Raw genomic sequence first — 24,145 nt, forward strand, 5'->3', positions numbered from 1 at the left:
CCGCCTTTTCTTGTCCTGAGCCGAGCAGAAAAGATATTTTTCTGGTATAATAGATAAGATTAAGAGTAAACAGAGGAAAAAATGAAATTTACAGAATTTAACTTTAAAGATTATATTCAGGAAGCCCTCAAGGATCTGAACTTTGTGGAGGCGACAGAGGTTCAAGAAAAGCTGATTCCGGTGGTGTTATCTGGCCGAGACTTGGTTGGAGAGTCCAAAACCGGATCAGGCAAGACCCACACTTTTTTGCTGCCCATCTTCCAAGAGCTGGACGAAGAGGCTGACAGTGTCCAAGCAGTGATTACAGCACCCAGCCGAGAATTAGCAACTCAGATCTATCAGGCAGCTCGTCAGCTAGCTAGCTTTTCGGAGCAAGAGATTCGAGTGGCCAACTATGTCGGCGGGACTGATAAGGCTCGTCAGATTGGCAAGCTAGAGTCCAGCCAGCCCCATATCGTCATTGGAACGCCGGGGCGGATTTATGACTTGGTTGAGTCAGGTGATTTGGCTATCCATAAGGCTCATACCTTTGTCGTGGACGAGGCTGATATGACGCTTGATATGGGCTTTTTGGAGACGGTCGATCGGATTGCTGCCCGCTTGCCTAAAGACTTGCAGTTTTTAGTTTTCTCGGCTACCATTCCGCAGAAGCTCCAACCTTTCTTGAGAAAATACCTGTCCAATCCAGTCATGGAGCAGATTAAGACCAAGACAGTGATCGCCGATACCATTGATAACTGGCTCTTGTCAACCAAAGGGCGGGATAAGAATGCTCAGATTTATGAGATCAGTCAGATCCTCCAGCCTTATCTGGCGATGATTTTCGTCAATACCAAGACTCGTGCGGATGAATTGCAGGCCTATCTAACTGCGCAAGGTCTAAAAGTGGCCAAGATTCACGGGGATATCCCGCCGCGGGAGCGCAAGCGTATCATGAATCAGGTCAAGAATCTGGATTTTGAGTACATTGTTGCAACGGACTTGGCAGCGCGTGGAATTGATATTGAAGGTGTCAGTCATGTCATCAATGATGCCATTCCACAGGATTTGTCTTTCTTTGTCCACCGGGTTGGTCGGACGGGACGAAATGGTCTTCCCGGCACAGCCATTACCCTCTATCAGCCGAGTGACGATTCCGATATTCGTGAGTTGGAAAAGCTGGGCATCAAGTTTACTCCTAAGATGATTAAAAATGGGGAATTTCAAGATACCTACGACCGAGATCGCCGTGCTAATCGGGAGAAGACCAAGGAGAAGCTGGACACAGAAATGATTGGTCTGGTCAAGAAGAAAAAGAAAAGAATCAAGCCAGGCTATAAGAAGAAAATCCAATGGGCGGTTAATGAGAAGCGCCGCAAGACCAAGCGAGCTGAAAATCGTGCACGTGGTCGGGCAGAACGCAAGGCTAAGCGCCAGACATTCTAGCCATAAATTCTTTTTATGGACGATATAGAAAAATTATATTTTAAAGACCAGTGAAACTATGATAGACTAGGATTACTGGTCTATTTTATTGTCATTTCCCACTTAGCTATTGAAGGTTTAAAGATTATCTATTCTTGATGCCAAATAGTTTGCATCTGGGGCAAATTATGATAGAATAATGCATTATCGAGAAAGAGAAGTAATTAAAATGTTTACAACTTATATCCTAGCTGCAAACTGGTATGAAGAGCTTTTGAAGCTCCTCCCAGACGGCAAATTATTTAGTTTACGGGCTGTTTTTGATGCCATTCCAGCGATTCTAAAAACCTTACCTGTCACACTTTTGTTGACGCTGGGTGGGGCATTTTTTGGCATTATCTTGGCCATGATTTTCGCAGTGGTCAAGATTAACCGCACAAGAATTTTGTATCCTATTCAGGCTCTTTTTGTGAGCTTCCTTCGTGGGACACCCCTTTTGGTCCAGCTCATGTTGACCTATTTTGGGATTCCGCTCCTGCTGAAAGCCATCAATCAAAAATATGGGACATCTTTTAATATCAATGCCATTCCTGCCTCAGTCTTTGCCATTATCGCCTTTGCTTTTAATGAAGCGGCTTATGCCAGCGAGACGATTCGGGCAGCCATTCTTTCGGTGGATCCGGGTGAGATTGAAGCAGCTCGCAGTCTGGGAATGACCAATCGCCAAGTCTATCTGCGGGTCATTATTCCTAATGCAGCAGTTGTGGCGACACCGACTCTGATCAACTCCCTCATCGGCTTGACCAAGGGAACATCTCTGGCCTTTAGTGCGGGTGTCGTAGAGGTATTCGCCAAGGCTCAGGCTATCGGTGGTTCGGATTACCGTTATTTTGAGCGATTCATTTCCGTTTCGATTGTTTACTGGATTGTCAATATCGTGATTGAGCAAATCGGTCGTGCGATTGAAAAGGCTATGGATATCAAGGCGCCAGCCAATCTGGACAAAATGGAGCAAGCGCAAGGAGGTAGGATTTGATGATTAAAATTTCCCAGTTAAGTAAGGGATTTTCTGGACAAAAGGTCTTGGATAATCTGAGTTTGGAAATTCAAAAAGGCGAAGTCATTGCTCTAATAGGCTCCTCAGGTGCTGGTAAATCAACCTTCCTGCGTAGCCTTAACTATCTGGAGCAGCCAGACAGCGGAAGGATTGAAATTGATAACTTTAAGGTGGATTTTTCAACTATTTCACCAGATGAGATTTTGACTCTGCGTCGAAAATTGGCCATGGTTTTCCAACAGTTCAATTTATTTTCCCGTCGGACGGCTTTGGAAAATGTCAAGGAAGGTCTGCTGGTAGTCAAGAACCTATCTGACCAAGAAGCGACTAAAATTGCCAAGGAAGAGTTGGCAAAGGTGGGTTTGTCTGATCGTGAGAATCATTATCCCAAGCATTTATCAGGCGGTCAAAAACAGCGGGTGGCTTTGGCGCGGGCCTTGGCCATGAAGCCAGATGTTCTCTTGCTGGATGAGCCGACCTCAGCCCTTGACCCAGAGCTAGTCGGTGAGGTAGAGAAATCCATTGCTGACGCTGCCAAAGCAGGACAAACCATGATCCTGGTCAGCCACGACATATCTTTTGTTTCCCAAGTGGCAGATCGGGTGCTTTTCTTGGATAAGGGGCATATTATTGAGTCAGGAAGTCCAGAGGAGATCATCAATCATCCCAAGGAAGCTAGAACCAAAGAATTCTTTGCTAGTTACAAACGGACTTATATTTGATATAATAGAAAAAGTGAAAGCTCAGTTGGCTAGACCAGCTGGGTTTGTTTTCGACTAAAACCTTTTTAAGGCAACTGATTATTGAGGAGCTGACATGTTAATTAAGATTTTTTCTCTCTATATCCAAAGTCTCATCTATACGGCGATTCTGGTAGGACTTGCCGATGGCTTGTGGCTTTTATTGCAGAGACTCGGTCGCAAGGACCGAACTCGTGCGGTAGGTCAAAGCCAAATTTACGATCTTCTTTTGATTACAATTATGACGATTCCAATCTTGTCTTTTGCAATTTTTGGCTTACTGATTGTTCTTAAAGCTTAAATACTTGTAAAAGATTAGTTAGTTTGTTAGAATAACAGTAGTTACAACAAAGAGAAAGGAAAAAGATGATGTACGATACAATGATTATTGGAGCTGGTCCTGCGGGAATGACGGCAGCTCTCTATGCAGCTAGAAGTAATCTTAAAGTGGCCCTGCTTGAACGCGGTATTTATGGCGGGCAGATGAATAATACTGCGGAGATTGAAAATTATCCCGGGTATGCCCGTATCAGCGGACCAGAGCTGGCTGAGAAAATGTTTGAACCCTTAGAAAATCTAGGTGTAGAGCATCTATTTGGTCAGGTTGAAAAGATTGAAGACCATGGCGATTATAAGAAAATCATTACTGAGGACGAAGTATTTGAGATCAAGACAGTGATTTTGGCTTCTGGTGCCAACCATCGTCATCTAGGAGTTCCTGGCGAGGAAGAATACAATAGCCGCGGAGTTTCCTACTGTGCGGTCTGCGACGGTGCCTTTTTCCGTGATGAGGATCTCTTAGTGGTCGGAGGCGGCGATTCTGCCGTTGAGGAAGCAATTTTCCTCACGCGCTTTGCAAAGTCTGTGACCATTGTTCACCGTCGGGACCAACTGCGGGCGCAGAAGCTCTTGCAGGAGCGGGCCTTTGCCAATGAAAAAATCAGCTTTATCTGGGACTCCGTCGTAAAAGAAATCAAAGGAGACGACCGCAGGGTAACCAGTGTGGCTTTTGAAAATGTAAAAACGGGACAAATCAGCGAGTCAGACTTTGGCGGCGTCTTTATTTATGTCGGCCTAGATCCTGTGAGCGACTTTATCAAAGATCTGGGTATTTGCGATGAAGCTGGCTGGATTGTCACGGATCAACATATGAAAACGGCTATTGACGGTATTTATGCCATTGGTGATGTCCGTCAGAAAGACCTACGCCAAATCACCACAGCCGTTGGAGACGGAGCAGTTGCAGGTCAAGAAGTTTATAAATACATCACAGAGCATTAAACAGGAAGAGGTTGGGAATAAGATCAAAAAATGATTCATTTTTTGGTCTGTCCCAGCTCTTTTTTTATTTTTGTTTACGAATTACATAATGGAAAGAATAGGTTTCGATTCAGTTTTGGATTAAGCGAAACAAATTTGTTACCAATTTGTAATAATTGTCCTATTATGCTACAATGAAGGTGTGCAACTCTAAAAAGGATGGAGAAAGCGTATGAAAACAAAAGGATTAGTTTATCTAGCTAGTACAGCTATTCTATTAGCAGCCAGTGCTAATAGCGTTTTTGCTGACGAAACAAATCAAGCAGCAAATGATAGACAGCAAACGGAGCCTTCAGTTGCTGTGACCAATCGAGATGCTTCTAAACAGTCTGAACCAGCTAGCAAGCCTTCAGAAGTAGATTCTGAGATAAAGAAAGATAGTGGTGTATCTGAAGCTTCTTTAGGCAAAGACGAACAAGTCGCTTCAAGTTCCTCTGAAAAGAATGGTAACTCGTCGCTTGAACAGTCTAAGAACAATTTGGTAACAGTCCCTTCAGAAGATCTTTCTTCAGGAAGAGCTTCATTTAGATCTGTGACAGCTTCTTCTGATAAGCCACAAGAAGCAGAAACAAGGGCAGAATCTGAGCCAAAAGCGAGAGTTTCTCGTGCAGTTGATGACAAGCCTCAAGGCACTATCAATATTACAAATGTTGATCCAAATGCTGGTACTTTCGATGTGCATGTAACCAATATCTCATCCCCTAAGCCTATTAAAAAAGTCGCCCTACCAACTTGGTCTAGCGTGAATGGTCAGGATGATATTATCTGGTACGATGCTAAACGACAAGTGGATGGCACCTATAAAATTAGTGTTACAGCTCGTGACCATAAGATGTCCACAGGTGAGTACAATATCCACCTCTATTATCTGTTGGAAGATAATCAGTTGGTCGGTGTAGGCGGTACAAAAACAACTGTTACCATCGGCAAACCACAAGGAAAAATTGATATTGTCAATAATAATCCAGACACAGGCAGTTTCGATGTTGTTGTCTCAGGAGTTTCTAATCCTTATGGTGTGAAAAAAGTTGTTGTTCCTGTTTGGTCTAGTGTCAATGGCCAAGACGATCTAGTTTGGTATGAGGCGCAGCGCCAGACCAATGGCAACTACACTGTCACAGTCAAAGCTTCCCACCACAAGAACTCTCTAGGTGAGTACAATATCCACCTCTATTATGTTCAGGATAATGGCCAGTTGGTCGGTGTAGGTGGTACAAGTACTGTGGTTTCTAAGGCTCAGCCTAAAGGGACGCTGAAAATTGAAAACAATAATCCAGATACAGGTAGTTTCGATGTTGTTGTTTCTGGTGTTTCCAGTCCTTATGGCGTCAAGGAAGTCAAGTTACCGACCTGGTCCAGTGATAAAGGTCAAGATGACCTGATCTGGTACACAGCAGTCAAGCAGGCGGATGGTACCTATCGGGCAACCGTCAAAGCAGTAAATCATAAGAAATCAACAGGCGAATACAATGTTCATCTTTACTATATTCAAGATGACGGTCAGCTGGTTGGTGTAGGTGGCACTCGAACAACAGTTAGCTTATCTCAACCTAAAGGAACCTTGAAAATTGAAAACAACGATCCAGCTACTGGTAGCTTTGATGTCGTTGTCTCTAGCGTTTCCAATCCTTTTGGTGTTAAGGAAGTCAAGCTACCGACTTGGTCTAACGATAAAGGTCAAGATGATCTAGTCTGGCATACAGCAATCAAACAGTCTGATGGTACTTATCGAGCTCGCATTCAGGCTCGCGATCACAAATATTCTTTGGGAGACTATACTGTTCATCTTTACTATATCCAAGATGACGGCCAATTAGTCGGTGTAGCAGGCACCCAGTTCAGTTTAGCAGCTAAGCCTAAAGGGACTTTGAAAATTGAAAACAATAATCCGGATACGGGCAGCTTTGATGTTGTTGTGTCTGATGTTGTCAGTCCTTTTGGCGTCAAGAGCGTGCATCTGCCGATTTGGTCTAGTGATAAAGGCCAAGATGATATTGTTTGGTATACAGCCACCAAGCAGTCCGATGGCACTTACAGGGCTAGCATTCAAGCCCGCAACCATAAGATGTCCACTGGTGAGTATCATATCCACCTCTACTATCTTCAAGATAATGGCCAGATGATTGGGGTTAGTGGCACAACAACTACTGTTTCTGTTGCTAAACCAAAGGGAACTCTCACGATTGCCAATAATAATTCAACAACAGGTAGTTTTGATGTTGTCGTGAGCGGAGTGAGCAGTCCAGAGGGAGTTCGTGAAGTGCTTCTGCCAACTTGGTCTAGCACTAATGGTCAGGACGATATTATCTGGTATCGAGCTGCCAAGCAAGCTGATGGTACCTACAAGATGAATATTAAGGCGAGCGACCATAAATATTCTACAGGTGAGTACAATGTCCATCTCTATTATGTAGGGAATAATGGCCAGTTGGTCGGAGTTGGAGGGACCAAGACGATCGTATCTCTAGGAACCCCGAAAGGTAAGCTGACTATCCAGAATAATGATCAACAGACAGGCACCTTTGAAGTGGTGGTTTCTGAAGTCGAGAATGCTTATGGTGTCAAGGAAGTCAAATTGCCAACTTGGTCAAGTGCTAATGGTCAGGACGACATTATTTGGTACACAGCAGTCAAGCAAGCGGATGGTACTTACAAGGCACAGGTCAATCTACGTGACCACAAGTATTCTACAGGCGAATACAATATCCACCTCTACTATGTTCAGAATGATGGCCGTATGGTCGGGGTCGGAGGCACGAAGACAACAGCGAATGTAGCTTCAGAGCACATTAAGCCAACGGGTCAAATCACCATTAAAAATAATAATCCTCGATTAGGCACATTCGAAGTTGTAGTAACCAATGTTTATAGTCCAAAAGGAGTCCAGGAAGTCAAATTGCCGACTTGGTCAAGTGTTAATGGTCAGGATGACATTGTTTGGTATCGGGCTCAAAAGCAAGCCGATGGTAGTTATAAGGCCCTAGTACGCACCTCTAGCCATAAATATTCTACTGGGGAATACAATATTCACCTCTATTATGTTCAAAATGATGGTAGTTTGGTAGGCGTTGGTGGAACGACTACAACAGTCAGCAGAGGAGTTTATGATACGCCATATTATTCACAACGTGATCCTAGATGGGCTGGTTTATATTATGGAAAATATAATTTAGCAGCTACTGGCTGTGTTCCTACCACATTAGCAATGACTATTTCTGGTATTACAGGTCAAACGGTTTTACCAACAACCGTAGCGGACTTCCTTTATCATCATACGGACTCCTTTAACAAAAATGGTCTATTTGGAACGTCAAGTAAGGGGATTGTCCAAGGGGCACAGAACTGGGGACTGACTACAGATGTCTTGCATTCATCAGCAGCCCTTAAAGAAGCTTTGGCAGCAGGCCATCATGTCATGGCGGCTGTTGGCAATAGCGTCTTTGCTAGCTATCCTGTTACCCATGAGATAGTCTTAAGAGGCTATCAAAATGGCCAAACCCAGGTCTATGATCCTTATAATGCTAATAATAACGGTTGGTATTCAGTGGATTATATCTTTGGTTCCAAGAGCGGAGCGCCTGAAGATAATACAGAAGGTTCACCGTTTATCTCTGTGAGAGCTTAGATTGTAGCTGATCACAAAATAATTTATAAGGGACTTTAGCACATGTTCGTATGCTAACAGTACCTACATTCAGGAGGTTTGGACAAAAGAGTCCTAACCTCTTTTTTATGGCTAGATTGTAAATATCGTACAAGAAAAAAACTCACAGAGCCTCACTAGTGTAAATTGTAAGTCATTAGACCAACAGCTCCACTAGGAGATTCTATGAGTTTTTATCGTCTTATCATATTGGAAGATGATTTGCGTATTCATCTTGAATGCTTTCAAAAGTGCCAGTTGCAACTTATGCCCTAACGAATGAGCACACTTCCCCAATAATATTTCCATCTTGTTTTTTCAAGGTATTTTTTGAATGCGATCAATTCATCGGACTTATTCTTGAGCACCTCGTCACATACAAAAGGATACAACTTAAATGCCAAATAACTGATTTGATCCCCTTTCTGTAGCCCTTTGGCACTACTTAGGAGCTCTTCCCGTAACTTTGAGCTAATGATGATACTATCGTTATTATAGATCCTGTCAATCTGTTGGTAGTATTCGTCTCTCTTCTTGCGATTTTTAGCAAACATCATAACCAAGATCTCCTTACAATTTTAAATATATAATTAGCCAGATAAAAACAAGAAAACTAGACAGTGGAGCTCACAATCCTTGGATCGTATCATTCCACAGTGGATCACATAATAATAGCATTGTCCTAGTAGATTATAGAGTTTTCTGCACCTCATAAGGCAGGGGTGAAGATTTGATTTTATGTCATTATAGCAAATATTTCATTACTTATCAATTTTAAATGTGTAATCGCCAACAAAATTTTGATAATAGAAGCAATAGACCTATAGTGTTTAAGGAGAACAATTTGCTGGTCATTCGCTGCTATCAAAGCTAGTGTAAACGAAGGAAAAAACGTATTTAAGCTCCACAAGAAGATTCTAAAGAATTGGTCTGGATGGAGTAGATTGCGAATTGAGCAGAGTGATTTGGTCCATAAACCTTTTTCTCTAAGTGCGATTTCCTGCTTCTGCAATTAGCATTTTAAAAAATTATCTTTTAGTGGTATAATAAAGGTAATATCTTAGAGAAAAGAGTTCATTTATGACAAATTATGCCGTTATTTTGGCTGCGGGTAAGGGTACTCGCATGAAATCAGATTTACCAAAAGTATTGCACAAGGTAGCAGGAATTTCTATGCTAGAGCACGTTTTCCGCAGTGTTAGTGCGATTGAACCTGAGAAGACTGTCACTGTTATTGGGCACAAGGCGGAGCTGGTTGAGCAAGTCTTGGCAGGTCAGACCGAGTTTGTCCGTCAGACCGAGCAGCTGGGAACTGGTCACGCGGTTATGATGGCTGAGCCTGTTTTGGAAAATCTAACTGGTCAAACATTAGTTATTGCTGGCGATACTCCCCTGATTACGGGAGAAAGCTTGAAAAATTTGATTGATTTTCATATCAACCACAAGAATGTAGCGACGATTTTGACGGCAGAAGCGGACAATCCATTTGGTTATGGCCGGATCGTGCGCAACCAGCATGGAGAAGTCATCAAAATTGTCGAGCAGAAGGATGCTTCTGACTTTGAGCAACAAATCAAGGAAATCAATACGGGGACTTATGTCTTTGACAATGCCCGTCTCTTTGAGGCTCTCAAAAATATCAATACCAACAATGCTCAAGGCGAATACTATATCACAGATGTGATTGGTATTTTCCGCGAGAATGGCGAAAAAGTCGGTGCTTATACGCTGAAAGACTTTGACGAAAGTCTCGGTGTCAACGACCGCGTGGCTTTGGCGACAGCTGAAAGCATTATGCGCCGCCGGATTAACCAGCAGCACATGATTAACGGTGTCAGCTTTGTCAATCCAGATGCGACCTATATCGATGTGGATGTGGAAATTGCGCCTGAGGTTCAAGTTGAAGCGAATGTTACCCTGAAAGGTCAGACCAAGATTGGGGCAGAGACGATCCTGACCAATGGGACTTATATTGTAGATTCAGAAATTGGTCAGCGAGCTGTTATCACCAGCTCTATGATTGAAGAATCTATCGTTGCAGATGGAGTGACGGTCGGGCCTTACGCTCACATTCGTCCAGGTTCTAGTCTGGCTAAGGATGTCCATGTCGGCAACTTTGTAGAAGTTAAGGGTTCTTCTATCGGTGAAAATACTAAGGCTGGACATCTAACCTACATCGGGAATGCTGAGGTTGGCGCTAATGTCAACTTTGGTGCGGGAACAATTACGGTCAATTATGATGGTCAGAAGAAGTACAAGACTATCATTGGCGATAATGTCTTTGTTGGTTCCAACTCGACCATTATTGCCCCAGTTGAGCTGGGTGACAATTCACTGGTCGGTGCGGGTTCTACGATTACGAAGGATGTGCCAGCAGATGCTATCGCTCTGGGACGTGGCCGTCAGATTAACAAGGAAGATTATGCTAAGCGTCTTCCTCATCATCCTCAAAATAAGTAGGTTTAGTCATGGAATTTGAAGAAAAGACCGTCCAACGGACGGAGATTTATCAAGGACCGATTTTTAAAGTGGTTCAGGACCAGGTAGAGCTGCCAGAGGGCAAAGGCCAAGCCCAACGGGATTTGATTTTTCATAATGGTGCAGTGGCTGTGATTGCTATCACTCCGGAAAATAAGATGATTTTAGTCAAGCAGTACCGCAAGGCGATTGAAGCGACTTCATACGAGATTCCAGCTGGCAAGCTGGAGCTAGGAGAGAATGCTGATCCCCAAGCAGCGGCCCTCCGAGAATTAGAAGAAGAGACAGGCTACACAGGACAGCTGGAGTTGGTCTATGATTTCTACTCTGCCATCGGTTTTTGCAATGAAAAAATCAAGCTCTACAGCGCCAGCTATTTAACAAAGGTCGAAAACCCTCGTACTCAAGACGAGGATGAAACATTAGAACTTTTTGAAGTCAGTCTGGAGGAGGCACATCAGTTGCTGCAAAACGGTGACATCTGCGATGCTAAGACCATCATGGCCCTTCAGTACTGGCAACAAAAAAATCTAAATAAATAGGAACGTAGATCAATGGGAAAAGCTTTATTAACAGATGAAATCATTGAGCGGGCCAACCGTGGAGAACATATTGATGGTCCCTTGCTGATGGACGATGAAGAAACTAAGGTCATTTCTATTGCTAGAAAAGGAACTTTCGGCTATGCTGCTCCACGGCAAGCTGTCACTCAGGATACTCTGCAGATTGAAGTTGAGCCGACAGTTATCAAAAGTCGTCGAATCGAAAATCAAAAACGAAGTATTTTTCAGGCTAAGTTAAACAAAATCCTGTTCTGGATTGTACTTCTCTTGATTGGATTAATTGCGGCCATTATTTGGCTATGATAAAGAAGGGGAGTGACGGAAACGAGAAAATGAAACTCTGCTGCCTCTCCCTCTTTTTAATGTAAAAAGGAAAGAATAAATCATGAAAATCGGAATTATCGCGGCTATGCCTGAGGAATTGAAGCTGCTGGTAGAGCATCTGGAGATGGCTGAGAAACACCAGCGCCTAGGGAATGTTTATTATACTGGTCGGATTGGCCATCATGAGGTTGTCTTGGTGGAAAGTGGAATCGGCAAAGTCATGTCGGCCATGAGTGTAGCCGTGTTAGCTAATGACTTTGAGGTGACGGCGGTCATCAATACGGGTTCCGCTGGAGCAGTAGCTTCGGGCTTAGAAATCGGAGATGTAGTGGTGGCAGATCGTTTGGTCTACCATGATGTGGATGTGACAGCTTTTGGCTATGACTACGGTCAAATGGCACGGCAACCCCTCTACTATGAAGCCAGTCGCTACTTGGTTGAGGAGATGAAAGCAGTGCTGGAAAAGGCCCAGCAGACGAGCCGAGTTGGCTTGATTGCGACGGGAGATAGTTTTATCGCTGGGCAGGACAAGATTGACCAAATTAAGGAGCATTTTCCTGATGTTTTGGCAGTCGAGATGGAGGGAGCAGCCATTGCCCAAGCCGCTCATTCTCTTGGTTTGCCTTTTATGGTTATTCGTGCGATGAGCGATACAGCCAGCCATGATGCCAATATCACTTTTGATGAATTTATCCTAGAAGCAGGGAAGCGCTCAGCTGAAACCCTCATTCAATTATTGAATAACTTAGAATAAAAAAGACTTCAGAATGATTATTCATTCTGAAGTCTTTTTGTGTAGGATTAATTTATTTGACGATAGGCTGTTTATTAGAGTCTAAGGTAAAGCCTTCTCCTAAGATTTCATGGGCTTCTGTAATGGTTGTAAAGGCAAACGGATCGATATCATTGATGAGTTTCTTCATTTGCTGCATTTCGTTACGAGAGACAACACAATAAACGATTTGCAAATCTTGCTTGCTATAGAAGCCCTGTCCTTGCAGATAGGTAACGCCTCTTCCAAGTTTTTCATTGATGGCTTCAGCTAGTTCTATTGGTTTGCTGGTGACAATCAGGAAGCCTTTGCCCGCGAAACCACCTTCAGCAATCAAGTCAATAACACGAGAGGTGATAAAGACAAACATGAGTGTATAAGAAACCATGCGCAGATCTTTAAAGACTAAGAGAACCAGAGAAATCACGATAAAGTCCACTGTCAGCATGAGGCGGCCCATGGAGATGCTGGTATATTTATTGAAGATACGAGCTACGATATCGGTCCCACCAGTCGTTCCCCCAGCATTGAAAATGATTCCTAGACCAACTCCAAGAATAATTCCCGTTCCAAGGCAGGCCAGTAAGACATCGCCATCCAAGGAAGAGAAGAAATAATCTTGTAAATGTTTGGAAGCAGGTAGCAATTCGAATAGTTTAAGCCAAGCTGATACAGAGAAAGTCCCTAAAATACTAAGGTAAAGGGTGCGATTTCCCAGTAATTTCCAAGCGAGAATAAAGAGTGGAATATTGATGACCAAATTGGTGGTTGACACAGGAATCTTGAAGAGGTAGTAGACAATCAAGGTGATCCCCGTTGCTCCACCTTCATACAAATGAAATGGAATTACCAAATAATGAATCCCAAAAGAAAAAATTCCAGCCCCCAGAATGATGGCCAGTATATTTTTAAATTTAAACATCAGACTCTCCTAAGAATTTTCTGACTCTATTTTATCAAAAGTTTTCATTTTTGAAAATAATATGAAATAGTTTTCGAGAAATTCTTCTATGGGCTTTTGGGATAATTTTTGGTACAATAAAGCATAGACTAAAATAGGAATTTCTGTATCCATTGGCAGAATGAATGTAAAAGGAAAACGATGAAAAAAGGTGTTTTTATATCGCTAGAAGGGCCAGAAGGTGCTGGGAAAACCAGTGTTTTAGAGGCTTTGCTTCCTCAGCTGAAAGAGATGGGCTGTGAGTTGCTGACGACGAGAGAGCCTGGCGGTGTGGCTATTTCTGAAAAAATCCGCGAGGTGATCCTAGATAAGAGCCATACACAAATGGATTCTAAGACGGAGTTGTTGCTTTATATTGCTAGCCGACGTCAGCATCTGGCGGAGAAGGTTCTGCCTGCTTTGGAGCAAGGGACATGGGTCTTGCAAGATCGGTTTATTGATAGCTCGGTGGCTTATCAAGGCTATGGACGGGGCTTGGCAGTTGACGATGTGGAATGGCTTAACCAGTTTGCGACTGATGGACTCAAGCCAGATTTGACCCTTTATTTCGATATTGATGTCAAGGAAGGTCTGGCTCGCATTGCTAGAGACCAAGAGCGCGAAGTCAATCGTTTGGATCTGGAAGGTCTCGACCTGCATGAGCGCGTGCGTCAAGGCTATCTGGCTATTTTAGAAAAGGAACCAGAACGTGTCGTCAAGATAGATGCTAGTCAGCCACTGGAGCAAGTCGTGGCCGACAGTTTGGCAGTTATCAAAGAACGTTTGATTAAATAAAAATGACAGTAGAAGATTTACGTCAGGCCCAGCCTCAGCTTACAGAAACTTTTCAGCAAATCTTAGAAGCAGGGCGTCTCAATCATGCTTATTTATTTTCGGGGAATTTTTCTAGTTTTACCATGGCTTTGACCTTGTCCCAGAGTCTCTTTTGTGAGAATCGTCAGGGAGTTTGGCCCTGCGGTACTTGCCGAGCTTGTCGCTTGATTGAGAGTGAGGATTTCTCAGATGTGACGGTTTTGCGGCCGGTGAATGGCATTATTAAAACGGAGCGCATTCGTGAGTTAGTGAGAAATTTCTCCCAGAGCGGTATGGAAGGCAACAGACAGGTCTTTATCATCTGTGATGCAGATAAGATGCATGTCAATGCTGCTAATTCCCTCCTCAAGGTCATCGAAGAGCCCCAGAGTGAGATTTACATCTTTCTTTTGACGGCCGATGAGCATCTGATCCTGCCCACCATCAAGAGCCGAGCGCAGATTTTCCACTTTCGGAAGAATCAGGCAGCTCTCCAGCACCAGCTGGAAGAGGCTGGTTTGATCAAAAGTCAGGCTGAGTTGCTGGCTGCTTATAGTCAGACACAAGAAGAGGCCGATCAGTTGGTTTCCAACAAGTCTTTCTTTGAGCTGGTCAGTGAGAGTCAGCGATTTGTCAAGGCTGCCCTGACAAATGAGAATCAGGCTTATCTCCAAGTGGCCAAGCTAGCTAAACTGGCTGAGGACAAGGATAAACAGGAGCAGGTCTTTAAAATCTTGGAAGTCTTGCTGGCCAAGGAACTTGGAAGCGAGATAGGTCGCAAGAAACTGGAAGATCTCTTAGAAGCAAAGAAGATGTGGCGAGCCAATGTGTCTTTTCAAAATGCTCTGGAATACATGATTTTAAAAGCCAGTGCCCAAGCAAGATAGGAGCAGACAATGAATAAAAAAGAACTATTTGATGCCTTGGATGATTTTTCTCAGACGCTTTTAGTGACCCTTGCTGAGGTAGAGGCCATTAAGAAAAATCTTAAGAGTGTCGTAGAGGAAAATATCGTCCTCCAGCTAGAAAATGACAAGCTGAGAGAGCGACTAGGTGAGGTAGAGCAAGCAGCACCGGTTAAAATCAATAAAAATCGGGACAACCTCCGCAAACTGTACTACGATGGTTTTCATGTGTGTACAGATTTCTATGGTCAACGCCGAGAAAACGATGCAGAGTGCATGTTCTGCGATGAGTTGTTATTCAGGGAGTAGAAATGCAGATTCAAAAGAGTTTTAAGGGACAGTCGCCCTACGGCAAGCTGTATTTGGTGGCGACTCCCATTGGAAATATGGACGACATGAGTATTCGCATGGTCAATACCCTCAAGGAAGTGGATGTCATTGCAGCCGAAGATACCAGAAATACAGGTCTTCTACTCAAACACTTTGGAATTGAGACGCGGCAGATCAGCTTTCATGAGCACAATGCTCAGGAAAAGATACCGGTCTTGCTGGACTTGCTCAAGTCAGGTCAAAATCTAGCCCAGGTATCCGATGCTGGCTTGCCTAGCATTTCGGATCCGGGGCATGATTTGGTCAAGGCTGCTATTGCTGAGGACATTGCTGTGGTGACGGTTCCGGGCCCCAGCGCCGGGATTTCTGCTCTAATTGCCAGTGGTTTAGCGCCTCAGCCTCATATTTTTTATGGTTTCTTGCCTCGTAAGTCTGGACAGCAGAAGGAATTTTTCGAGAGTAAAAAGTCTTATCCAGAGACACAGATCTTTTACGAATCTCCTCATAGGGTCAAGGCTACGCTGGAAAATATGCTGGAAGTTTACGGCGACCGCTCGGTGGTCTTGGTTCGGGAATTAACCAAAATTTATGAAGAATACCAACGAGGAAGGATTTCTGAGTTGATAGACTATCTGGCGGAAAATTCCCTCAAGGGCGAGTGCCTCCTGATTGTGGCTGGTGCAAGTCTGGAGAAGGAAGACAAAGCGGATGCGGATCTCTTGGCTGAAATTGATAGCTTGGTCCAATCCGGTAGTAAGAAAAATCAGGCTATTAAAGAAGTGGCCAAAAAATACGGGCGCAATAAGAGTCAGCTCTATGCCCTCTATCATGAAGAAGAAAGAAACTAGTCCTATCGGGCTAGTTTTTTTTGTTCAAAATCCTCCTTTTGTTCGGGAATTCCCCCAAAAGAAAAATATCTTTGAAAGAATTATAGAAGTTTTCTGAACATTGTGATATGATAGACAAAATACATTTTTGGAGGTAGGATATGACCATTTACAATTTTTCTGCTGGACCGGCAGTATTGCCCAAGGAAGTCTTGAAAAAAGCTCAGGCTGAGTTTTTAGACTATGCCCAAAGCGGCATGAGCGTGATGGAGCTATCCCACCGATCCAAAGAATTTGACGATATTATCAAAGAAGCTGAGAGCTTGCTGCGTGAGCTCATGGCTATTCCGGATAATTACCGCGTACTCTTCCTGCAGGGCGGGGCATCTACCCAGTTTTCTATGATTCCGCTCAATCTCGCCAAGGGCGGCAAGGCCTATTACCTAGTAGCTGGATCTTGGGGCAAGAAGGCCTACACAGAAGCAGTCAAGCTGGCTAAGTTCATTCCATTTGAGCCTATTCTCTTGGCTTCGTCAGAGGACTTAAATTACACGGAAATTCCTTCTTTTGATGAAAAAGAGATTGATCCGCAGGCGGCCTATGTACATCTGACAACCAATAATACTATCGAAGGAACTGCTATTTATAACTTGCCAGCGACCAATGGCGTGCCGATTGTGGCGGACATGTCTTCTAATATCCTAGCTGCTCAGTACCGAGTAGAGGATTTCGGTTTGATTTATGCTGGGGCTCAGAAGAATATCGGACCTGCCGGCGTGACAGTTGTCATCATCCGAGAAGACTTGCTGGATGACGAACCAGTTCTATCTAGCATGTTAGATTACCGCATTCAGGCGGACAATGACTCTCTCTACAATACACCACCGACTTTTGCCATCTATATGGCCAAGCTGGTCTTTGACTGGGTCAAGGAGCTGGGTGGCGTAGCAGAAATGGAAAAGTGCAATCGTGAAAAATCTGGCCTTTTGTACGACTTCATTGAGCAGTCTGACTTTTACCGCAGTCCAGTCCGTTACAAGGAGCAGCGCTCTGTGGCCAATATTCCCTTTGTGTCTCCTAGCCCAGAGCTGGATGCTAAGTTTACCAAAGAGGCTGCAGCAGCGGGATTCAAGAATATCAAGGGACACCGCAGTGTAGGCGGCATGAGAGCGAGTCTCTACAATGCCTTTCCGCTCCAAGGTGTCAAGGACTTGATTGCCTTTATGCAGAAATTTGAAGAAGAAAATTCTTAAGAGAGGGAAACTATGGTTTTTAGTGTCAAAACCTTTAACAATATCAATCAAATCGGGCTTAAGGAGCTGGGCAATGCTTTTCAGATTGACGGAGATAAGTCGGACAATCCAGATGCTTATATCCTGCGCAGTCAAAACCTGCATGGACAGGAATTTCCAAGCAAGCTCAAAGCCATCGCGCGGGCAGGCGCAGGAACCAATAATATTCCTGTTGACCAGGCAACAGCGCAGGGAATTGTGGTCTTTAACACTCCAGGAGCTAATGCTAATGCGGTGAAAGAAGCTGTCTTGGCTTCCATTCTCCTGTCTGCCCGTGACTATATCGCTGCTAACAGCTGGGCTAATGGCCTTTCTGGAGAAGATGTTCCCAAGCAAGTGGAGGCTGGCAAAAAGCAGTTTGCGGGTACCGAAATTGCCAATAAAACTCTTGGTGTCATTGGTCTGGGAGCTATCGGTGGCCGTATTGCTAACGATGCCTATCGTCTGGGGATGAATGTCCTTGGCTATGATCCTTATGTATCCATTGAAACGGCTTGGAATATCTCTAGCCATGTCAAGCGGGTAGCAGACATTAAGGAAATCTTTGAAAAGAGCGACTACATAACTATCCATGTGCCCCTGACTGATGATACACGCGCTACTTTTGATCTGGCTGCTTTTGGTCTTATGCAAAAGGGAACAACCCTCATCAACTTTGCTCGTGGCGAGCTGGTGGACAATGTCGCCCTCTTTGAAGCTTTGGAAACAGGTGTTATCAAACGCTATATCACAGACTTTGGTGTAGAAGAGCTGCTCCGTCATCCGCAGATTACAGTCTTTCCGCATCTGGGCGGCTCAACAGAGGAAGCTGAGCTCAACTGTGCCATTATGGCTGGGAAAACCATCCGCCGCTTCATGGAAACGGGCGAGATTATCAACTCAGTGAATTTCCCTAATGTCCGTCAGGCTCTCTCAGCCCCTTATCGGATTACCCTGATTAACAAAAATGTACCGAATATTGTAGCTCGGATTTCAACAGCGGTCAGTGATTTGAATATCAATATCGACAATATCATCAATCGTTCCAAGGGTGATTATGCCTATACTTTGCTGGATCTGGATGAGTCGGATGAAAGCAAGATTCAGGACTTGGTTGATAAATTTGAAAATAGCGACAATATTGTGCGCGTGCGTCTGATTAAAAAATAATCGAAAAATAGAGGTGTTTCTTTATGGAATGCGTCTGTGCCTGCCGATGAGCATTTCGCTTGTCGGCTTTTTCTAATGAGTCTCGGCTTGACAAGAAGGAGCTAGCTGGGCTATCATAGGGACGGAGGAAAAACAATGTTACAATTTATTGAATACCCAAAATGCTCTACCTGCCGTAAGGCCAAAGCTGAGCTTAATCAATTAGGAGTAGACTTTGAAGCGGTGGATATTATCAAGGAAACGCCTAGCCAAGAGCAACTTTTGAAATGGATGACTCATTCAGATTTAGAGATTAAGTCTTTCTTTAATACCAGTGGTATCAAGTACCGAGAGTTGGGGCTCAAGGATAAGGTGCCTCAGTTTTCTGCTGAGGAGGCAGCCGCACTTTTGGCGACCGACGGCATGCTGATTAAGCGACCACTGCTAGTCCAAGATGATCGGATTGTGCAAGTTGGCTATCGGACCGAATACAAGGAATTAAACCTGTAATCAAAGATGGGAAATTTCCTGTCTTTTTATATTTTGCTGAAACAATTGAATTTGGCTAATCCATAGAGGAGCAGTATTTGATATGATTTCTAAGAAAGTCCCAATCAAAATCCTATAAAAGTTTCTCTTTTTATGAGAAAATAGAGGAAACGATTGGAGGGATGTTTATGGCAGAAATTTATCTAGCAGGCGGCTGTTTCTGGGGCTTGGAGGAATATTTTTCTCGGATTGAAGGCGTTGAGGAGACGACAGTAGGCTATGCCAATGGACAAGTAGAGTCCACCAACTACCAGCTCATTCACCAGACCGACCATGCGGAGACGGTGCACTTGATTTATGACGAAGAAAAAATCAGCCTGCGGGAAATTTTGCTCTACTATTTCCGAGTCATTGACCCCTTATCCATCAACAAACAGGGGAATGATATTGGCCGTCAGTATCGGACAGGTGTTTACTATGTCCGTGAGGAAGATCGCGCCACTATCGAGCAGGTTTTTGCTGAGCAGGAGGAGCAATTAGGGCAAAACTTGGCTGTAGATCTAGAGCCCTTGCGCCATTATATCTTGGCCGAGGATTATCATCAGGACTATCTCAAGAAAAATCCGACGGGTTATTGCCATATCAATGTCAAGGATGCTGAGCAGCCCTTGGTAGATGCGGACCATTATCCTAAGCCTAGTCAGCAGCAACTCAAAGCAGTGCTAAGTGAGGAGCAGTATCAGGTGACCCAGCAGAGTGCAACGGAGCGCCCCTTCCATAATGCTTACAATAGCACTTTTGAGGCAGGGATTTATGTTGATGTGACAACTGGCGAACCACTCTTTTTTGCGGCTGACAAGTTTGAATCGGGTTGCGGCTGGCCTAGCTTTGCTCGTCCTATCGCTCGCGAAGTTATCAAATATTATCAAGATTTGAGTCATGGCATGGAGCGAATCGAAGTACGGAGTCGCTCAGGAAATGCCCATTTGGGTCACGTCTTTACCGACGGTCCTCAAGAATTAGGTGGCTTGCGCTACTGCATCAATTCAGCAGCTCTGCGATTTATCCCGAAAGAGCAAATGGAAGAGGAAGGCTACGGCTACCTGCTACCCTATATGGACTAATACTCATTTTTGTCGCTTGTCAACCTTTTCAAAATCTAGCTAAACTAGATAGCAAAAATCAGCTAATTTCCTCTTTTTTAACGCTCCAAGCATTTATATATGTAAATACCATAGAAAAGTGTATAATGGTTAGGAAAAGATAAATGTTATGGAAGGAATGCAAAATGGAGAAATTGGATATTACTACAATGTCTGATTATAAAAAGGTAGAAGCTGTTATTCAATTACTAATCGATGGAGTTTTGACCAGCTATCGTGTGGCGACAGATGCCAACATCAGCAAAATGAGTATCTTGACACTGGTCAAAGGTAGCAGCAAGATTAAAAATATTACTTATCAAACAGCTATTGCTCTGATTAATTGGTACGAAGAAAATCATGAAAAATACGGCATTACTATTCAATAAGTAGCTGATTTTACTGGGAAATATATATAACTGGAATTCTATGAGTGCTTGCTTGTGGGATTCTTTTACTGAAGGAAAGAATGACCTTTCCATTATTGCAGGAAAGGCAAAAATTTCATATAATGGAAATAAGAAAAATGAGCGTAGGAATGTCTGCTGGTTGTAGCAGCCCGCTAAATTTTTTATAAGGAGAACTCAATGTCACAATTATCTGTTAATGCCATTCGCTTTTTAGGAATTGACGCAATTGAAAAGTCTAAGTCAGGTCACCCTGGCGTCGTGATGGGCGCTGCGCCGATGGCTTACGACCTATTTACCAAACAGCTGCGCATCAATCCAGAAGAGCCAAATTGGATTAACCGCGATCGCTTCGTTCTATCTGCAGGACATGGCTCTATGTTGCTTTATGCCTTGCTCCATCTGTCTGGCTTTAAAGATGTCAGCATGGAGGAAATCAAAAACTTCCGCCAATGGGGCTCTAAGACACCAGGTCACCCAGAGTTTGGTCATACAGCTGGAGTTGATGCAACGACTGGACCATTGGGACAAGGGATTTCTACAGCGACTGGATTTGCTCAAGCAGAGCGTTTCTTGGCTGCTAAGTACAACCGTGAAGGCTACCCGATTTTTGACCATTACACTTATGTCATCTGTGGTGATGGCGATTTGATGGAGGGAGTTTCAGCTGAGGCGGCTTCTTACGCTGGCCTGCAAAAGCTGGACAAGTTGGTTGTTCTCTACGATTCAAATGATATCAACTTGGATGGGGAAACCAAGGATTCCTTTACAGAAAATGTTCGTGCCCGCTATGAAGCCTATGGTTGGCATACTGCTTTAGTCGAAGACGGAACAGACCTAGCTGCGATTGATGCAGCTATCAATGAAGCGAAAGCTTCCGGCAAGCCATCTTTGATTGAAGTCAAGACGGTTATCGGGTATGGTTCACCAAACAAGCAAGGAACCAATGCAGTTCACGGTGCGCCTCTGGGAGCAGAAGAAGCGGAAGCTACTCGTCAAGCCTTGGGGTGGGACTATGCGCCATTTGAGATTCCTGAGGAAGTCTATGCTGACTACCGTACAAATGTAGCAGAGCGTGGTGCTGCGGCATACGATGCTTGGAAACAGCTGGTAGAGGCCTACAAGCAAGCCTATCCAGAATTGGCGTCAGAAGTAGCAGCTATCATTGCTGGTCAGGATCCAGTAGAAATCAAACCAGAAGATTTCCCAGTGCTTGAAAATGGCTTCTCTCAAGCGACTCGTAATTCTAGCCAAGATGCCCTCAATGCAGCAGCTAAGGTGCTTCCGACTTTCCTCGGTGGTTCTGCTGACTTGGCTCATTCTAATATGACCCATATCAAGGAAGATGGCCTGCAGGACGACGCCCACCGTCTCAACCGCAATATCCAATTTGGTGTGCGCGAGTTTGCTATGGGTACGATTCTTAACGGTATGGCGCTTCATGGTGGTCTTCGTGTTTACGGTGGTACATTCTTCGTCTTCTCAGACTATGTCAAGGCAGCTGTTCGTTTGTCTGCCCTGCAAGGTTTGCCAGTGACCTATGTCTTCACACACGATTCTATTGCAGTTGGTGAAGATGGACCGACTCACGAGCCAATTGAGCATTTAGCTGGTCTGCGTGCGATTCCAAACTTGACTGTTCTTCGCCCAGCAGATGCGCGTGAAACTCAGGCAGCTTGGTACCTAGCCCTTAAGAGCCAATCCACTCCGACTGCTCTGGTCTTGACCCGTCAAAATCTGACAGTTGAAGAAGGAACAGACTTTGACAAAGTAGCTAAAGGAGCTTATGTGGTTTACGAAACAGCATCAGATTTCGATACTATCTTGCTGGCTTCTGGTTCTGAGGTTAATTTGGCTGTTGCAGCTGCTAAAGCACTTGCAGCAGAAGGTGCTAAAATTCGCGTGGTCAGCGTGCCATCAACAGAGCTTTTTGATGCTCAAGATGCAGCCTACAAAGAAGAAATTCTGCCAAATGCAGTTCGTCGCCGTGTAGCGATCGAAATGGCAGCTAGCCAGCCTTGGTACAAGTATGTCGGTCTGGACGGCGCAGTTGTCGGAATTGATCAGTTCGGTGCCTCTGCTCCAGCAGGTAAGGTTCTGGAAGAATACGGCTTTACAGTTGAACACGTAGCAGAAGTTGTCAAAAATCTTAAATAAAAAGACATAAAATCGGGATGCCTTGCATCCCGATTTTTTTGGGAATCATTTTCCTGCCTTGTCAAACGTGCCAAAATCTGCTATAGTAATTACGTAGATGAATTCCAAAGGAGAAGAGAAATGAATCCAACAATGATGATTATTTTTTTCGTTGTACTAGTGGGAATGATGTATTTCCAAGTACGGACACAGAAAAAGCAAGCTGAAAAACGGATGGAAAGCCTTAATAAACTGCAAAAAGGCTATGAAGTCATTACTATTGGTGGTCTTTACGGAACTGTTGACGAAGTTGATTCAGAGCGTAAGACTGTTGTCTTGGACGTAGACGGTGTTTTCTTGACATTTGAATTGGCAGCCATTAAGACTGTTTTGCCATTGACAGAAGGTATCCCAGCTGCTGCGGGAGTGGAAGGCGATATCGCTGTGTCTGATGAAGATACTGCCATTGAAGAATAGAATATAGGACAGTCTAGAGGCTGTCTTTTTTATTTTAAGGACATATTGTAAACTCATCTTTTACAATATTATAGTTGTGCGATACAAGCGAAACCTGCCTGCATATACTACCAGCTATTCATCATCAGCTCTCCTGCCCACATTTAAAGGATTTATGATATAATGAAATGATAAAACTTTAAATAGGATAAAAAATATGTTTAGTTTTAAGAAAAAAGAAAAGCTCGATGAGGCCTTGCTTGTTCCCAAGCATATAGGGATTATCATGGATGGCAATGGTCGTTGGGCTAAAAAACGTATGCAGCCACGCGTCTTTGGTCATAAGGCTGGTATGGAAGCTTTGCAAGAAGTGACGATTGCAGCCAAGGAGATGGGTGTGCAGGTCTTGACAGTCTATGCCTTTTCAACGGAAAACTGGACACGACCAGAAAAAGAAGTGTCCTTCATTATGAATTTGCCGGTTGAGTTTTATGATCGCTATGTGCCAGAATTGCACAGAAACAATGTGAAAATTCAAATGATTGGCGACACGAAGCGACTTCCTAAAGCTACTTTTGAGGCCTTGGAGAAAGCTGAAGATCTGACTCGCTTGAATACGGGGCTGATTTTGAATTTCGCCCTAAACTATGGCGGACGAGCTGAAATCAATCAAGCGGTTCAGAAGCTTGCCCAAGATGTTTTAGATGCGAAAGTTCAGCCAGCGGATATTACAGAGGAAATGCTTGGAGATTATCTTTATACCAGCAGTTTGCCTGCAAGTTTACGGGATCCTGACTTGGTTATTCGTACGAGTGGCGAGCTGCGCCTTAGCAATTTCTTGCCTTGGCAGACAGCATATAGCGAGTTGTATTTTACAGATATTCTTTGGCCGGATTTCGATGAGAAGGCTTTGAAGGATGCGGTTGTAGAGTATAATCGTCGCAATCGACGCTTTGGCGGTGTATAAAGGAGGGAGAAA

Annotated in this window: 24 protein-coding genes; 22 read left to right on the plus strand and 2 right to left on the minus strand. The window is 44.0% G+C overall.

Annotation, left to right across the window (positions count from 1 at the left end; genetic code table 11):
* Positions 1 to 81 precede the first annotated feature (81 nt).
* The 6 genes from ACWPVL_RS06420 to ACWPVL_RS06445 all read left to right on the plus strand — a co-directional run bounded on the left by ACWPVL_RS06420 (position 82) and on the right by ACWPVL_RS06445 (position 8,146).
* On the plus strand, positions 82 to 1,425 hold the full coding sequence (locus tag ACWPVL_RS06420) for a DEAD/DEAH box helicase (RefSeq protein ID WP_454387715.1): 1,344 nt from the start codon (positions 82 to 84) through the stop codon (positions 1,423 to 1,425).
* A 208-nt stretch (positions 1,426 to 1,633) separates the two neighbouring features.
* On the plus strand, positions 1,634 to 2,440 hold the full coding sequence (locus tag ACWPVL_RS06425) for an amino acid ABC transporter permease (RefSeq protein ID WP_454387717.1): 807 nt from the start codon (positions 1,634 to 1,636) through the stop codon (positions 2,438 to 2,440).
* Complete coding sequence (locus ACWPVL_RS06430; RefSeq protein ID WP_454388206.1) at positions 2,440 to 3,183, plus strand: amino acid ABC transporter ATP-binding protein; 744 nt, start codon at positions 2,440 to 2,442, stop codon at positions 3,181 to 3,183. Before ACWPVL_RS06425 ends, ACWPVL_RS06430 begins: the two co-directional genes overlap by 1 nt.
* 94 nt (positions 3,184 to 3,277) lie before the next feature.
* Positions 3,278 to 3,502, plus strand: coding sequence for a DUF4059 family protein (locus ACWPVL_RS06435; protein ID WP_454387719.1), 225 nt, complete (start codon positions 3,278 to 3,280; stop codon positions 3,500 to 3,502).
* A 68-nt stretch (positions 3,503 to 3,570) separates the two neighbouring features.
* On the plus strand, positions 3,571 to 4,482 hold the full coding sequence (trxB, locus tag ACWPVL_RS06440) for a thioredoxin-disulfide reductase (protein WP_454388208.1): 912 nt from the start codon (positions 3,571 to 3,573) through the stop codon (positions 4,480 to 4,482).
* Positions 4,483 to 4,693: 211 nt separating this feature from the next.
* On the plus strand, positions 4,694 to 8,146 hold the full coding sequence (locus tag ACWPVL_RS06445) for a GBS Bsp-like repeat-containing protein (RefSeq protein ID WP_454387721.1): 3,453 nt from the start codon (positions 4,694 to 4,696) through the stop codon (positions 8,144 to 8,146).
* 290 nt (positions 8,147 to 8,436) lie between these two features.
* On the opposite strand, the gene ACWPVL_RS06450 is transcribed toward ACWPVL_RS06445, so the two are convergent.
* Positions 8,437 to 8,721: a bacteriocin immunity protein gene (locus tag ACWPVL_RS06450; RefSeq protein ID WP_454387723.1), complete on the minus strand. Its 285-nt coding sequence runs from the start codon at positions 8,719 to 8,721 to the stop codon at positions 8,437 to 8,439.
* Positions 8,722 to 9,244: 523 nt separating this feature from the next.
* On the opposite strand from ACWPVL_RS06450, the gene glmU reads away from it, so the two are divergent.
* The 4 genes from glmU to ACWPVL_RS06470 all read left to right on the plus strand — a co-directional run bounded on the left by glmU (position 9,245) and on the right by ACWPVL_RS06470 (position 12,283).
* The gene (gene glmU / locus ACWPVL_RS06455; protein WP_454387725.1) at positions 9,245 to 10,624 is read left to right on the plus strand and encodes a bifunctional UDP-N-acetylglucosamine diphosphorylase/glucosamine-1-phosphate N-acetyltransferase GlmU; all 1,380 of its coding nucleotides are present in this window, start codon (positions 9,245 to 9,247) and stop codon (positions 10,622 to 10,624) included.
* Between the two features lie 8 nt (positions 10,625 to 10,632).
* The gene (locus ACWPVL_RS06460; protein WP_454387727.1) at positions 10,633 to 11,184 is read left to right on the plus strand and encodes an NUDIX hydrolase; all 552 of its coding nucleotides are present in this window, start codon (positions 10,633 to 10,635) and stop codon (positions 11,182 to 11,184) included.
* A gap of 12 nt (positions 11,185 to 11,196) precedes the next feature.
* A complete protein-coding gene (macP, locus tag ACWPVL_RS06465) occupies positions 11,197 to 11,508 on the plus strand; it encodes a cell wall synthase accessory phosphoprotein MacP (RefSeq protein WP_015605302.1) in 312 nt (103 codons plus the stop codon).
* 82 nt (positions 11,509 to 11,590) lie between these two features.
* Positions 11,591 to 12,283 carry a 5'-methylthioadenosine/adenosylhomocysteine nucleosidase gene (locus ACWPVL_RS06470; protein WP_454387729.1) on the plus strand — a complete coding sequence of 231 codons (693 nt, stop codon included), beginning with the start codon at positions 11,591 to 11,593 and terminating at the stop codon, positions 12,281 to 12,283.
* A 52-nt stretch (positions 12,284 to 12,335) separates the two neighbouring features.
* On the opposite strand, the gene ACWPVL_RS06475 is transcribed toward ACWPVL_RS06470, so the two are convergent.
* Positions 12,336 to 13,223 (minus strand): YitT family protein, encoded by an 888-nt coding sequence (locus ACWPVL_RS06475; RefSeq protein WP_061423490.1) that lies wholly within the window; start codon positions 13,221 to 13,223, stop codon positions 12,336 to 12,338.
* 180 nt (positions 13,224 to 13,403) lie between these two features.
* Here ACWPVL_RS06475 and tmk point away from each other — a divergent pair, with 180 nt between their 5' ends.
* From tmk to ACWPVL_RS06535, 12 genes are all read left to right on the plus strand, one after another.
* A complete protein-coding gene (tmk, locus tag ACWPVL_RS06480; RefSeq protein ID WP_454387731.1) occupies positions 13,404 to 14,036 on the plus strand; it encodes a dTMP kinase in 633 nt (210 codons plus the stop codon).
* A gap of 2 nt (positions 14,037 to 14,038) precedes the next feature.
* The gene (locus ACWPVL_RS06485) at positions 14,039 to 14,941 is read left to right on the plus strand and encodes a DNA polymerase III subunit delta' (RefSeq protein ID WP_454387733.1); all 903 of its coding nucleotides are present in this window, start codon (positions 14,039 to 14,041) and stop codon (positions 14,939 to 14,941) included.
* Between the two features lie 9 nt (positions 14,942 to 14,950).
* A complete protein-coding gene (yabA, locus tag ACWPVL_RS06490; protein ID WP_005591852.1) occupies positions 14,951 to 15,268 on the plus strand; it encodes a DNA replication initiation control protein YabA in 318 nt (105 codons plus the stop codon).
* Positions 15,269 to 15,270: 2 nt separating this feature from the next.
* On the plus strand, positions 15,271 to 16,137 hold the full coding sequence (rsmI, locus tag ACWPVL_RS06495) for a 16S rRNA (cytidine(1402)-2'-O)-methyltransferase (protein WP_454387735.1): 867 nt from the start codon (positions 15,271 to 15,273) through the stop codon (positions 16,135 to 16,137).
* Positions 16,138 to 16,277: 140 nt separating this feature from the next.
* Complete coding sequence (serC, locus tag ACWPVL_RS06500) at positions 16,278 to 17,369, plus strand: 3-phosphoserine/phosphohydroxythreonine transaminase (RefSeq protein WP_454387737.1); 1,092 nt, start codon at positions 16,278 to 16,280, stop codon at positions 17,367 to 17,369.
* A gap of 12 nt (positions 17,370 to 17,381) precedes the next feature.
* Positions 17,382 to 18,557, plus strand: coding sequence for a 3-phosphoglycerate dehydrogenase family protein (locus ACWPVL_RS06505; protein ID WP_454387739.1), 1,176 nt, complete (start codon positions 17,382 to 17,384; stop codon positions 18,555 to 18,557).
* 135 nt (positions 18,558 to 18,692) lie between these two features.
* Complete coding sequence (locus tag ACWPVL_RS06510; RefSeq protein WP_454387741.1) at positions 18,693 to 19,046, plus strand: arsenate reductase family protein; 354 nt, start codon at positions 18,693 to 18,695, stop codon at positions 19,044 to 19,046.
* 167 nt (positions 19,047 to 19,213) lie between these two features.
* Positions 19,214 to 20,149: a peptide-methionine (R)-S-oxide reductase MsrB gene (msrB, locus tag ACWPVL_RS06515; protein ID WP_454387743.1), complete on the plus strand. Its 936-nt coding sequence runs from the start codon at positions 19,214 to 19,216 to the stop codon at positions 20,147 to 20,149.
* 164 nt (positions 20,150 to 20,313) lie between these two features.
* Entirely contained in the window at positions 20,314 to 20,556 is a 243-nt protein-coding gene (locus ACWPVL_RS06520) for a hypothetical protein (RefSeq protein ID WP_005592291.1), read from the plus strand.
* Positions 20,557 to 20,754: 198 nt separating this feature from the next.
* Positions 20,755 to 22,731, plus strand: coding sequence for a transketolase (gene tkt, locus ACWPVL_RS06525; RefSeq protein WP_454387745.1), 1,977 nt, complete (start codon positions 20,755 to 20,757; stop codon positions 22,729 to 22,731).
* Between the two features lie 120 nt (positions 22,732 to 22,851).
* The gene (yajC, locus tag ACWPVL_RS06530) at positions 22,852 to 23,187 is read left to right on the plus strand and encodes a preprotein translocase subunit YajC (protein WP_005591861.1); all 336 of its coding nucleotides are present in this window, start codon (positions 22,852 to 22,854) and stop codon (positions 23,185 to 23,187) included.
* 196 nt (positions 23,188 to 23,383) lie between these two features.
* Positions 23,384 to 24,133 (plus strand): isoprenyl transferase, encoded by a 750-nt coding sequence (locus tag ACWPVL_RS06535; protein WP_061909794.1) that lies wholly within the window; start codon positions 23,384 to 23,386, stop codon positions 24,131 to 24,133.
* Positions 24,134 to 24,145: the final 12 nt, after the last annotated feature.

The organism is Streptococcus sp. Marseille-Q8145, from assembly GCF_965112035.1.